General features: G+C 64.5%; 12 protein-coding genes. 6 read left to right on the top strand and 6 right to left on the bottom strand.

From position 1 onward, the window contains the following. Nucleotides 1–26: 26 nt before the first annotated feature. Nucleotides 27–1508: an AAA family ATPase gene (locus tag HMPREF2886_RS12015; RefSeq protein ID WP_070747420.1), complete on the top strand. Its 1482-nt coding sequence runs from the start codon at nt 27–29 to the stop codon at nt 1506–1508. A 39-nt stretch (nt 1509–1547) separates the two neighbouring features. Here HMPREF2886_RS12015 and HMPREF2886_RS12010 read toward each other — a convergent pair whose 3' ends face one another. From HMPREF2886_RS12010 to hemJ, 4 genes are all read right to left on the bottom strand, one after another. Next, nucleotides 1548–2348 carry an SDR family NAD(P)-dependent oxidoreductase gene (locus tag HMPREF2886_RS12010; protein WP_003113172.1) on the bottom strand — a complete coding sequence of 267 codons (801 nt, stop codon included), beginning with the start codon at nt 2346–2348 and terminating at the stop codon, nt 1548–1550. A gap of 60 nt (nt 2349–2408) precedes the next feature. Beyond that, on the bottom strand, nt 2409–3485 hold the full coding sequence (locus HMPREF2886_RS12005) for a DUF805 domain-containing protein (RefSeq protein ID WP_033977926.1): 1077 nt from the start codon (nt 3483–3485) through the stop codon (nt 2409–2411). Nucleotides 3486–3606: 121 nt separating this feature from the next. After that, complete coding sequence (locus HMPREF2886_RS12000) at nt 3607–4575, bottom strand: NAD(P)H-dependent flavin oxidoreductase (RefSeq protein ID WP_033972898.1); 969 nt, start codon at nt 4573–4575, stop codon at nt 3607–3609. A gap of 16 nt (nt 4576–4591) precedes the next feature. Beyond that, entirely contained in the window at nt 4592–5014 is a 423-nt protein-coding gene (gene hemJ / locus HMPREF2886_RS11995) for a protoporphyrinogen oxidase HemJ (protein WP_079385325.1), read from the bottom strand. A gap of 290 nt (nt 5015–5304) precedes the next feature. Here hemJ and argC point away from each other — a divergent pair, with 290 nt between their 5' ends. The 4 genes from argC (at nt 5305) to erpA (ending at nt 7909) form a co-directional block, all read left to right on the top strand. Beyond that, complete coding sequence (argC, locus tag HMPREF2886_RS11990) at nt 5305–6339, top strand: N-acetyl-gamma-glutamyl-phosphate reductase (RefSeq protein ID WP_033977925.1); 1035 nt, start codon at nt 5305–5307, stop codon at nt 6337–6339. Beyond that, a complete protein-coding gene (locus HMPREF2886_RS11985) occupies nt 6339–7058 on the top strand; it encodes a DUF6776 family protein (protein ID WP_003085249.1) in 720 nt (239 codons plus the stop codon). Before argC ends, HMPREF2886_RS11985 begins: the two co-directional genes overlap by 1 nt. Beyond that, nucleotides 7059–7481 carry a bactofilin family protein gene (locus HMPREF2886_RS11980; protein ID WP_003120826.1) on the top strand — a complete coding sequence of 141 codons (423 nt, stop codon included), beginning with the start codon at nt 7059–7061 and terminating at the stop codon, nt 7479–7481. A 77-nt stretch (nt 7482–7558) separates the two neighbouring features. Beyond that, nucleotides 7559–7909: an iron-sulfur cluster insertion protein ErpA gene (erpA, locus tag HMPREF2886_RS11975; RefSeq protein WP_003085254.1), complete on the top strand. Its 351-nt coding sequence runs from the start codon at nt 7559–7561 to the stop codon at nt 7907–7909. A gap of 55 nt (nt 7910–7964) precedes the next feature. On the opposite strand, the gene HMPREF2886_RS11970 is transcribed toward erpA, so the two are convergent. Then, nucleotides 7965–9056 carry an anhydro-N-acetylmuramic acid kinase gene (locus HMPREF2886_RS11970; protein WP_033972906.1) on the bottom strand — a complete coding sequence of 364 codons (1092 nt, stop codon included), beginning with the start codon at nt 9054–9056 and terminating at the stop codon, nt 7965–7967. Between the two features lie 2 nt (nt 9057–9058). Further along, complete coding sequence (locus tag HMPREF2886_RS11965) at nt 9059–10498, bottom strand: peptidoglycan DD-metalloendopeptidase family protein (protein ID WP_033972908.1); 1440 nt, start codon at nt 10496–10498, stop codon at nt 9059–9061. 188 nt (nt 10499–10686) lie between these two features. On the opposite strand from HMPREF2886_RS11965, the gene tyrS reads away from it, so the two are divergent. Further along, entirely contained in the window at nt 10687–11886 is a 1200-nt protein-coding gene (tyrS, locus tag HMPREF2886_RS11960) for a tyrosine--tRNA ligase (protein WP_033977922.1), read from the top strand. Nucleotides 11887–11923 lie beyond the last annotated feature (37 nt).

Genomic DNA, 11923 nt, shown 5'->3' with positions numbered 1-11923 from the left:
GACCGCCCAAGCGTGAAGGAGCCGCAGTGAAGAACGACATACACGACCTCGGCCTGGTCCTGGATTCCCGGGTCAAGCTGATCCTGATCGAGTCCTGGGACGAGCCGAAGGTGATGGAAACCCTCACCGGCCTGGCGGTCAGGCGCGGCCTTGGCCTGTATGCCTGGTCGGTGACCGAGGGCCGGCAGCGGCTGGGCTTCGGCGGCGAGCCGCTGGGCGGGGAGGAGAGCCGCGACCCGGTCGCGGCGTTGCGCTTGATCAAGCACGATCAGCAGGCGAATCTCTATGTGCTCTGCGACCTGCATCCTTTCCTTGGCGACAGCCCGACCCTGGTGCGCCTGCTCAAGGAAATCGCCATGGCCGAGGGCAACCATCGACCGACCGTTGTGCTGGTGTCCCATGCGCTGAAGCTGCCGGCCGAAGTCCAGCGCTTCGCCGCGCGGTTCTCGCTATCCCTGCCCAGCGAGGACGAACTGCTCGGCATCGTCCGCGAAGAAGCGACGCGCTGGAGCGAGCGCAACCATGGCGCCCGCGTGCGCACCGACAACCGCACCCTGCAGCAGGTGGTGAAGAACCTGCGCGGGCTCAGCCATGCCGAGGCGCGGCTGCTGGCGCGCAACGTGATCTGCAACGATGGGGCGATCACCCAGGAGGACCTGCCCGAGCTGAACCGCACCAAGTTCCAGCTACTCGACCTGGAGGGCGTGCTGAGCTTCGAGTACGACACCGCACGCTTCGCCGAGGTCGGCGGGCTTGCCGCGCTCAAGCGCTGGCTCGGCGAGCGTCAGTCGGCGTTCCTCGCCGGCACGCCTGGCGACCAGCCGAAGGGCATGATGCTGGTCGGCGTGCAGGGCGCCGGCAAGAGCCTGGCGGCCAAGGCGGTGGCCGGCCTCTGGGGCTTGCCGTTGCTGCGTCTGGACTTCGCCCGTCTCTACAACAAGTACTTCGGCGAAACCGAGCGCAACCTGCGCGAGGCGCTGCGCCTGGCCGAACAGATGGCGCCCTGCGTGCTGTGGATGGATGAAGTGGAGAAGGGCATTTCTGGCGGCGACCAGGACAACGGCGTCAGTCAGCGCGTGCTGGGTACCCTGCTGACCTGGATGGCCGAGCGCGAGGCGCCGGTCTTCATGGTCGCCACCGCGAACGCTATCGACCGCCTGCCGCCCGAACTGATCCGCAAGGGACGCTTCGACGAATTGTTCTTCGTCGACCTGCCGACGCCGGAGGTTCGCGCCGAGATCTTCCGCATCCACCTGCAACGCCGCGAGCTGGAGCCGGCACAGTTCGACCTCCTTCTGCTGGCGGCTGCCAGCGAGGGTTTCAGCGGGGCGGAGATCGAGCAGGCGGTGGTGGCGGCACTGTACGCCGGGCAGGCGCGACAGCAGGCGGTGGATCAGGATCTGTTGCTCAGGGAGCTGGCGCGAACCTCGCCGCTGTCGGTGCTGATGGCGGAAAAGCTCGCCGCGCTACGGATATGGGCCAAGGGGCGGGCGGTGCCGGCAGACTGAGCCGACGGCGAACCTCGTTGCCCTGCGAGGAACGGCCGATCAACCCCGTGGGGCGGAGGGCACCGCCGAGGCGTTGATCCGCGCGGCGAGTCGGCGCACCAGCCAGCGTGGCGCCAGGCGTGGGCTCAGCGCCAGCAGGCGATTGCGCCAACCGGGGACGATCAGGGCGCGGTTCTTGTCCAGCCCGCGCAGGGCCAGCAGCGCGACCTCCTCCGGGGTCATCATCAGCTTGCTCCGGTCGAGCCTGCCGAGCCGCATCCCGGCTTCCCGGAAGAATGCCGTGCGGGTTGGCCCAGGGCACAGCACCGAGACCTTGACGCCGCGCTCTTTCAGTTCTTCCCGCAAGCCTTCCGAGAAGTGCAGGACGTAGGCCTTGCTGGCGTAGTAGTTGCTCATCCAGGCGCCGGGCTGGAAGGCGGCCACCGAGGCGATATTGAGTATCTGGCCACCGCCCTGTGCCGCCATCCGCGCGCCGAGGGAGTGGCAAAGGCGTGCCAGGGCCAGGATGTTGAGCTCGATCAGCTCCTGTTCCCGCGCCCATTCCTGATCGATGAAGGGGCCGGAGGTACCGATCCCGGCATTGTTGACCAGCAGGTCGATCTGTCGTTCGCCCTGTTCCAGTTCGTGCAACAACCCTGACAGTTGCAGCGGCTCGGAAAGATCGCAGGTGCGGAACAGTACTTCCACGCCGAAACGCTGCGCCAGTTCATAGGCGATGCTCTCCAGCGCGTCGCGCTGGCGCGCCACCAGGATCAGGGCGCGACCGCGCCGGGCCAGGGCTTCGGCTAGGGCCAGGCCGATACCGCTGGAAGCGCCGGTGATCAAGGCATAACGGGGCATTCGAGACTTCTCCGAAACGGACGGGGAATTGGACCCCGCCCGTCGCGAGGGGTTGCGTGGCTACTGTTGGTCGTCGTCTTCCATGGCCTCTGCCGCCGCTGTGGCGGCTTCATCGGCTTCGGCCGCCGCTGCGGCGGCCTGCTCGTCCGTGGTGTACGGGTCGGCTGGAGCGCTGGCGCCGCCGTCATAGTTCGCTCGCTCCAGGTAACCCTGGTAGGACGGCAGGACGATGGCGGCGATGATACCGGCTATCGGCAGCAGGAAGATCAGACTGGCCAGGACTTTCACCCCGGTGCTGTTCGCCGGCGGCGGCGGACCGTAGCGGTTGGCGCCGGTGCTGCCGGGCAGGACCAGCATCAGGATGCCGAACACGCTGCCGACGAAGGGGACGAAGTTGAGCAGCCAGAGCCAGCCCGACCAGCCGAGGTCATGCAGGCGCTGCACGCCGATCATCACGGCAATGACGATGAAGGCGATCGAGGCCAGGGCGGTGACGGCCACGCCGACGGTTTCGCCGAGCAGGAAGCCCAGGCCCATGATGACCAGGAAGCACAGCGTCATCGCCATCGACCAGCCGAGATAGCGCAGGCGTCCGATCCGGCCGTTGGTGGTGAACACGTTCAGCTCGCCGAATTCGGGGAGGGCGTCGCCGACCTGGGCGCTGGGCGGTGTGTAGGGAGAGGCGCCCGCGACCGCGGAGGCCGCAGGCGCGGCGTTTTCGCCGAGTTGCGCCTGGCGCGCCAGGTACTTCTCGATGATGATTCCGCAGGCCGAGCATTCCGCTCCACTGGGCTGTTCATGGCCGCATTTCGGACAGGTCATGGGAGGCAGGTCTTGCGCTGGGGTTTCCTCCGCGACCTGGGGGTTGTGATCGGGCGTTTCCACCAGGCTCAGGCTGGCCGCCAGGTCGACTTCCTTGTAGGCATTGGCGCCGGCCTGGCGCAGGGCGGTCAGGTAACGCTCCGCCTCGGCCTCTGGAAGTTCGCGTTTCAGCACCACCGGGCGACCGCCGAAGAGGGCATCGATCTTGCCCGGTTCGCTCTTGAACAGGCGGGCGAGATTGTCCTTCACGGTTTCGAGCGATGTGTCGGGCATCAGCTCGCCGGAGAAGACGATCTTGAAGCGTTGGTCGGTCATGCAGGCATCCTTGTCAGCTGGGGTGAGAGAAATGCAGCCGACAGCCTAATCGGCGGCCTTGGCGCCCACAAGCGCGAGATGAGAACTCCCGCACAAGCCGGGGCGCCGTGACCCGGCGGTTTCAGCGCGGCCAGCGGTTGGCCAGGCGATCCATGTTCCGCAGGGCGGCGCGATATTCCCGGTCGAGGCGGGCGACCAACTCGTCGACGCCGGGCAAGTCGTCTATGTTGCCCGCGCCCTGGCCGGCGGACCACACGGTCTTCCAGGCCTTGGCCTCGTCGTTCACCGGCTTGAGTTTCTCGCCGTAGTTCATGTCTGCCTTGTCGGTCAGGCGCTTCAGATCGTAGCCGGCGGCCTCCAGGCTTTGCCGCATGAAGCTGGCCGGTACGCCGGACACCGCCGGGGTGTGCACGATGTCGGCGGCGCGTGCCTCCAGGATCATCTGCTTGTAGGCGTCGGAGGCATTGCTCTCGCGGGTGGCGATGAAGCGAGTGCCGAGATAGGCCAGGTCGGCGCCGAGCATCTGTGCGGCGAGAATCTCGTGGCCGTGGTTGATGCAGCCGGCCAGCAGCAGGGTCTTGTCGAAGAACTGGCGGATTTCCGCGACCAGCGCGAAAGGGCTCCAGGTCCCGGCGTGCCCGCCCGCGCCGGCCGCCACCGCGATCAGGCCGTCGACCCCGGCCTCGGCGGCCTTTTCGGCGTGGCGGCGGGTGGTGACGTCGTGGAACACCAGGCCGCCGTAGCCATGCACAGCGTCTACCACTTCGCGCACTGCGCCGAGGCTGGTGATGACGATCGGTACGCGGTGCTCGACGCAGATCCGCAGGTCGGCCTGCAACCGCGGATTGGTGTTGTGGACGATCAGGTTCACCGCATAGGGCGCGGGATTGTCCAGCGCCTGCAGGCCGGCCCCGATTTCCTCCAGCCATCCCTCGAAGCCGCTGCTCTCGCGCTGGTTGAGCGCCGGGAAGCTGCCGACGATGCCGCTGCGGCAGCAGGCCAGCACCAACTGTGGGTTGGATACCAGGAACATCGGCGCGGCCACCATCGGCAGTCGCAGGCGTTGGTCGAGCAGGGCGGGCAAGGACATGGACAGGACTCCTGGGTCAGAAAGGTTTGAGCACCACCAGTAGGACGATCAGCAGCAGGAACAGTACAGGCACTTCGTTGAACCAGCGGTAGAACACATGGCTGCGCCCCGGCTCGCCGCGGGCGAAGCGCTTGAGCATGGCGCCGCAGGCGTGGTGGTAGCCGATCAGCAGGACCACCAGGGTCAGCTTGGCGTGCAGCCAGCCTTGGCTCAGCCAGCCGGGGGTGAGATAGAGCATCCAGAGGCCAAGGACCAGGGTGGCGAGCATCGAGGGCATCATGATCCCTCGGTAGAGCTTGCGCTCCATGACGCAGAAGCGTTCCCGGCTGGCCTGGTCCTCGCTCATGGCGTGGTAGACGAACAGGCGCGGTAGGTAGAACAGGCCGGCGAACCAGCAGACCATGGCGATGATATGGAAGGCTTTGAGCCACAGGTACATCAGGACATCCTCTTGATCACGGTGCCCCGATAGTAGAGGGATGGCTGGAACGCGTCACCCTGGCGGCTTGCCGCTGTCTGATTTGCCGGCAGATATGGCCGCATAACAGGTAGGAACATTCGGATAGGGCCTCGCGGCAATTTCTGCCCGACGGCCCCGGGGGCTAGACTGCCGACCGAAGGGCCGAACCGGTCGCAAAGCCGGACGCCCAGCGCTGTTCATGCCGGCGCTCGGCTCTTATCATTGGCCTCTTTTGGCTAGCTTGCCTCAGCGCGCGGAGTGATGGATAGATGATCAAGGTCGGCATCGTTGGCGGTACGGGTTATACGGGCGTGGAACTGCTGCGCCTGATGGCGCAGCACCCGCAGGCCCGGGTGGAAGTGATCACGTCGCGTTCCGAGGCGGGGGTGAAGGTCGCCGACATGTACCCGAACCTGCGAGGTCATTATGACGACCTTCAGTTCAGCGTGCCGGACGCGCAGCGCCTCGGTGCCTGCGACGTGGTGTTCTTCGCCACGCCGCACGGCGTGGCGCACGCGCTGGCTGGCGAACTGCTGGACGCCGGGACCCGGGTCATCGATCTGTCCGCTGACTTCCGCCTGGCGGACGCCGAGGAGTGGGCGCGCTGGTACGGCCAGCCGCATGGCGCTCCGGCGCTGCTCGACGAGGCTGTCTACGGCCTGCCGGAAGTGAACCGCGAGAAGATCCGCCAGGCCCGCCTGATCGCCGTGCCGGGTTGCTACCCGACCGCGACCCAACTGGGCCTGATCCCGCTGCTGGAGGCCGGCCTGGCCGATGCCTCGCGGCTGATCGCCGATTGCAAGTCCGGGGTCAGCGGCGCAGGTCGGGGTGCCAAGGTTGGCTCGCTGTTCTGCGAGGCGGGCGAAAGCATGATGGCCTACGCGGTCAAAGGGCATCGGCATCTCCCGGAAATCAGCCAGGGCCTGCGTCGGGCCTCCGGCGGCGACGTCGGGCTGACGTTCGTACCGCACCTGACGCCAATGATCCGCGGCATCCATGCAACCCTCTATGCCCATGTCGCGGATCGTTCGGTCGACCTCCAGGCGTTGTTCGAGAAGCGCTACGCCGACGAACCCTTCGTCGACGTGATGCCGGCCGGCAGCCATCCGGAGACCCGCAGCGTGCGTGGCGCCAATGTCTGCCGAATCGCCGTGCATCGCCCCCAGGGCGGTGACCTGGTAGTGGTGCTGTCGGTGATCGACAACCTGGTCAAGGGCGCCTCGGGTCAGGCGCTCCAGAACATGAACATCCTGTTCGGGCTGGACGAGCGCCTGGGCCTCTCGCATGCGGCCCTGCTCCCCTGATGTCCGGCTGGGAACTCCAGTTCCGTGATCCACGGCGGGCCTGGCTGGTCCGCCTCGGGGTGGGTGCGCTGCTGCTGGCCGTTCCGCTGGCGTTTCTCGGCGGTCGCTGGTCGACCGGGGCGGACGCCGCTCGCAGCGAGGCCGATGCGCAACGCCAGGAAACCCTGATCGGCGAGCAGAAGGCCGAGCTGGAGCGCCTGCGTACCGAAATCGAGGTGTTGCGAAGCGGAGAACGTCTCAGCCAGCAGGCCACCGAACAGAGCCGACAGACTATCAAGCTGCTCGAGGACCAGGTGTTCAAGCAGCAACAGGACATCGCGTTCTACAAGGGGGTAGTCGCGCCGGCCAGCAAGGCGGATGCGCTGGAAATCCGTGCCTTTGAGGTGCAGGGCACGGACGACCCGCAGCGCTTCCGCTATAAGGTGATGCTCAGCCGCCTGGGCAGGGACGATCGCAAGCTGGATGGGCGGCTGAAAGTCCGCATCAGCGGCAAGCTGGCGCGCAAGGACGCTACCTACGACCTCGAACAGCTCTCGCCGGAACTAGGCAAGACAGGGCTGTCGATTTCCCTCCGGCATTTCCAGTCGATCCCAGAAGGGGGGCGTTTCGCCGAGCTGGAACTGCCGAAGAACTTCATCCCGAAGCTGATCGACGTACGTGCGGAGCTGAATGGCCAGTCCAAACCGCTACAGCGCCGTTTCGATTGGCCGAAGCAGTGAGTGAGCATTATGTGGAGCAAGAACAAAGGCCGGGCCGACGTCCAGCGTTTCACCGGGCAGACCAGCCTGATCGCCAGCGGCGCCGAACTGGTCGGTGACATGAACCTCAAGGGCGCGGTGCAGATCGACGGCACCGTCCGCGGAGCGTTGCAGGCGCACGAAGGGCTGGTGCGGGTCAGCGCCGGCGGTCGAGTCGACGGTGAAATCCGGGCCCCCCATGTGATCATCGACGGTCAGGTGGATGGCGACATCCATGCCATCGAACGCCTGGAGCTGGGGGCCCAGGCCCGGGTGAAGGGCAATCTTCACTATGGGCTGATCGAAACCGCCATGGGGGCCCAGATCGAGGGCCGCCTGTGCCCGATGACCGAGGCCAGTCCGCGCCCGCTGGAACTGCCTGCCAGCGTGGAAACTGTGGATTAGTTGACCATTTTTCTGGGACAAGAGGATAATGGGCGTAATGTTGTAACGCACGGCCTCAAGCCGGGAGATTCGGAAACATGAGCATCGAGACCTTCACCCCTACGCCCCTGCTCTTTACCCCAGGCGCAGCCAACAAGGTGAAGACGTTGATTGACGAAGAGGGCAATCCTCGCCTGAAACTGCGTGTATTCGTCACCGGCGGCGGTTGCTCGGGCTTCCAGTATGGCTTCACCTTCGACGAAGATATCGCCGATGACGATACCGTGATCGAGCGCGATGGCGTGGGCCTGGTGGTGGACCCGATGAGCTTCCAGTACCTGGCGGGTTCGGAAGTCGACTACCAGGAAGGCCTGGAAGGTTCGAGGTTCGTCATCAAGAACCCGAATGCCGCCACGACCTGCGGTTGCGGACAGTCGTTCTCGATCTGATGTCGATGGGGGCTGCCACGAAAACGCCGCGCTTATTATGCGCGGCGTTTTCGTTTCAGGCGGGATACAGCGCGCCCAGAGTCCTGGGACCGAGCGCACCGGTCACATCAGGGCAGTTGCCGGGCAGGCGCTCGAGAAACCGATGGGCTAGCCAGGCGAATGCCATACCCTCCATCCAGGCAGGGGGAACGCCGTATTCGTCGGTACTGGCGACCCGGGCTTCGGGCATCAGCATGGCCAGGCGCTTCATCAGCGCCGTATTGAAGGCGCCGCCGCCGCATACCAGCAGCTCTTCGCAGTCCGGCTGGGCGTCCAGCAGCGATTCGCTGATGCTGCGCGCGCTCAGCTCCAGCAGGGTTGCCTGGACATCCGCTGCCGGCAGGGCAGGGTGATGAGCCAGGTGCTCCTGTAGCCAGGACAGGTTGAAGCGCTCGCGCCCGGTGCTCTTGGGGCCGCGCGCGGCGAAGAATTCGTCCGCCAGCAGGCCCGCCAGCAGTGCGTGGTTCACCTGGCCGCTGGCGGCCCACGCACCATCCCGGTCGAAATGTTCGCCGCGCTGGTGATGAATCCAGGCGTCCATCAGCACATTGCCCGGGCCGCAGTCGAAGCCGCGTACCGGCTTTCCGGGACTGAGCAGCGAAACGTTGCTGAAACCACCGATGTTCAGGATCGCCCTGGAGGCGTCGTCATCGCCAAACAGCGCCTGATGGAAGGCCGGTACCAGCGGGGCGCCCTGGCCGCCGGCTGCGACGTCGCGGCGGCGGAAGTCGGCGACGACATCGATGCCGGTCAGCTCCGCCAGCAGGGCGGGGTTACCGATCTGCACCGTGAAGTGGCGAGCGGGTTCATGCCGGATGGTTTGACCGTGACTGCCGATGGCACGGACTTCGTCGGGAGTCATCTGCTGCTGGAGCAGCAGTTCGCGCACGCCCTGTGCTGCGAGGGCGACCCAGCGTTGCTCGACTTCGGCGGCGCGGGCGATTTCATCGGGGCCGGGGATGCACAGGGCGAGGATGTCTTCGCGCAGCCCGGCCGGCATGGGTAGATAATGGGAAGCGAGCAAGGTGGTGCTATCACCTTGCTCGATCAGGACGATGTCCATGCCGTCCAGACTGGTTCCGGACATCAACCCCAGGTAGCGCGGCACGATCAGCGCTGCTTGTTCAGGGCCAGGAGGGTTTTCTTCTCCTGATCCATGCGCGCGATCATCGGCTGGGTCTGCGCCATGAAGCGCTTGCGATCTGCGCCACCGAGCGGATCCGCCATGGGCAGCTTGGCACTCAGCGGATCGACGTGGCGGCCATTGATCTGGAACTCGTAGTGCAGGTGTGGGCCGGTGGCCAGGCCCGTCATGCCCACGTAACCGATGATCTGGCCCTGCTTCACGCTGGTACCGGCGCGGATACCCTTGGCGAAGCGGCTCATGTGTCCGTAGATGGTCCGATAGCGCTGCCCGTGCTGGATCACCACGGCGTTGCCGTAGCCGCCCTTGCGTCCGGCTTCGAGGATCTTACCGTCTCCGGTAGCCTTGATCGGCGTGCCGATGGGGGCAGCGTAGTCGACGCCCTTGTGCGCGCGAATCTTGTTCAGGATCGGGTGCCGGCGGCCCAGGGAGAAGCGCGAGCTGATGCGGGCGAAATCCACCGGCGTACGGATGAATGCCTTGCGCATGCTGGAGCCGTCGGCGCGGTAGTAGCTGGTATTGCCCTGCTTGTTGGTATAGCGCACGGCGGTGTATGTCTTGCCACGGTTGACGAAGCGGGCGGCGAGGATATTGCCGGTCGCCACTTGCTTGCCGTTGACCTTGTGCTGTTCGTAGATCACGTCGAACTCATCGCCCTCACGCAGGTCGAGGGCGAAGTCGATGTCGTAGCCGAAGATGTTCGACAGCGACGTGACCAGGTTATAGGGCAGGCCGGCGTTGCGACCGGCAACGAACAGCGAACTGGTGATGCGGCCATGGGCATAGGCGGTATGCAGGTCGATCTGGGCCTTCTCGCGTTTGAAGGAGTAGCCCTTGTCGGTCTTGTCCAGGCCGATGGTCTCGAGTTCGCTCTGCTTGACTCGCAGCGCCTGCAGCTCTCCTTTGGGGTCGAGCTTGAGCTTGACCTCCTGGCCGACCTTCAGATGGGTGAAGCGCTTGGCATCCTTGCTGCTGGTCAGCATGTCGTGCATGGCCGAGGTGGAAAGGCCTGCCTTGGTGAATACGGTCGACAGCGTATCGCCACTGGCGACGGTGATGGTCTTCCACTCGGGATCGACGGGCTTGGTGTCGGCATCGGCTACAGATGCGCCCGGCTTGTCCGTGTCTTGCTCGGCGGTGTTGTCGTCGGAGGCACCTTCTACCTGAGCGAAAGGTGTGCCTTCGTCGCTGGAATTGGTGACCGATTGCGGCAGGAGGTCGTCTTTCTCCTGAAGGAGGCGATCGGTGTTGCTTTCGAGCTCCAGATTGAGCGTGGTCCTCTTGGCCTCGACTTCGCTCGAGGGGAACACCAGTAGTGCCAAACTGAGGAGCGCTGCAACACCGCTGGCGGCCAACAAGTGGCTTTTCGGGTAATACGGCGGCGCTTTCTGATCGGATTGCGTCATGGCGTGATTGGTGTTTTTGGATTGTGAATAAATAACTGCCTAAAATATAACCAAAATCTCCTTGAATCAAGCCAAAAGTCGCGTCTGGCCTGGCTCCGTCCCCCTGACGGTCGGCAAAATTTGTTTTTAGTCTGCGATCTTGTATGGTTGGTTCCCTTTCGATTTTGGCAATTGGGCAGAACCTGTAAATGAAGTCGGTTGAAGAGCAGCTGGCGCTGATCCAGCGCGGTGCAGACGAGATCCTGGTAGAGGCGGAACTGGTGGCCAAGCTGAAGCGCGGCCAGCCCTTGCGGATCAAGGCCGGCTTCGACCCGACCGCTCCCGATCTGCATCTTGGCCATACCGTGCTTATTAATAAGTTGCGCCAGTTCCAGGACCTGGGGCATCAGGTGATCTTCCTCATCGGTGACTTCACTGGGATGATCGGTGACCCCAGTGGGAAAAGTGTTACCCGTCCTCCCCTGACGCGCGAGCAGGTTCTGGAGAATGCGGAGACATACAAGTCCCAAGTCTTCAAGATCCTCGACCCGGCCAAGACCGAAGTAGCCTTCAATTCCTCCTGGATGGACCAGCTGACCCCGGCTGACTTCATTCGTCTTGCCTCTCAGTACACTGTTGCGCGCATGCTGGAACGCGATGACTTTAGCAAGCGCTATGCCAGCAATCAGCCCATCGCTATCCATGAGTTCCTCTATCCGCTGGTCCAGGGCTATGACTCCGTCGCGTTGAAGGCGGACGTCGAGCTGGGTGGCACTGACCAGAAGTTCAACCTGCTGATGGGGCGCGAGCTGCAGCGTGCCTATGGTCAGGAGGCTCAGGTGATCCTGACCATGCCGTTGCTGGAAGGGCTGGATGGCGTGAAGAAGATGTCCAAGTCGCTGGGCAACTATATTGGTATCCAGGAAGCGCCGGGTGTCATGTACAGCAAGCTGGTCTCCATTCCTGACACGCTGATGTGGCGTTACTTCGAGCTGCTCAGCTTCCGTTCCCTGGATGAGATCGATAGCTTCCGCAAGGATGTCGAGGCGGGCGCCAACCCGCGCGACATCAAGATCAAGCTGGCCGAAGAGATCGTCGCCCGCTTCCATGGCGAGGAGGCGGCGGCGAGCGCGCACAAGTCGGCCGGCAATCGCCTGAAGGATGGCGAGCTGCCGGAAGACCTGCCGGAGATCGAGCTGTCGTCCCCCGAGGATATGCCTGTTGCCTCTGTCCTTAATAAGGCGGGGTTGGTGAAGAATGCGGCGGCGGCTCGCGATCTCCTGGGGGCTGGCAGCGTCAAGGTGGATGGGCAGGTCGTCGACCGTACCTTCATGCTGGCGCTGGGTGAAACCCGGGTGTTCCAGGCTGGGAAGAAGGCTTTCGCGCGCATCACGCTGAAAGCTGAATAATTCTTTCAAATAAGTGTTGACGCCAGTTTCTATCTCC

This window comes from Pseudomonas sp. HMSC066A08 (genome assembly GCF_001813025.1).
Classification (GTDB): domain Bacteria; phylum Pseudomonadota; class Gammaproteobacteria; order Pseudomonadales; family Pseudomonadaceae; genus Pseudomonas; species Pseudomonas aeruginosa.
The sequence above is the reverse complement of the archived record's forward strand: the minus strand, read 5'-3'. Positions and strand labels throughout refer to the sequence as shown.

Bases quoted from the DNA above. Each gene is read 5' to 3' on its own strand.
- hemJ (WP_079385325.1), bottom strand. From the start codon at position 5,014: ATGTACCTGTGGCTCAAAGCCTTCCATATCATCGCCATGGTCTGCTGG.
- HMPREF2886_RS12000 (WP_033972898.1), bottom strand. From the start codon at position 4,575: ATGTCCTTGCCCGCCCTGCTCGACCAACGCCTGCGACTGCCGATGGTG.
- HMPREF2886_RS12010 (WP_003113172.1), bottom strand. From the start codon at position 2,348: ATGCCCCGTTATGCCTTGATCACCGGCGCTTCCAGCGGTATCGGCCTG.
- HMPREF2886_RS11965 (WP_033972908.1), bottom strand. From the start codon at position 10,498: ATGACGCAATCCGATCAGAAAGCGCCGCCGTATTACCCGAAAAGCCAC.
- tyrS (WP_033977922.1), top strand. From the start codon at position 10,687: ATGAAGTCGGTTGAAGAGCAGCTGGCGCTGATCCAGCGCGGTGCAGAC.
- erpA (WP_003085254.1), top strand. From the start codon at position 7,559: ATGAGCATCGAGACCTTCACCCCTACGCCCCTGCTCTTTACCCCAGGC.
- argC (WP_033977925.1), top strand. From the start codon at position 5,305: ATGATCAAGGTCGGCATCGTTGGCGGTACGGGTTATACGGGCGTGGAA.
- HMPREF2886_RS12005 (WP_033977926.1), bottom strand. From the start codon at position 3,485: ATGACCGACCAACGCTTCAAGATCGTCTTCTCCGGCGAGCTGATGCCC.
- HMPREF2886_RS11985 (WP_003085249.1), top strand. From the start codon at position 6,339: ATGTCCGGCTGGGAACTCCAGTTCCGTGATCCACGGCGGGCCTGGCTG.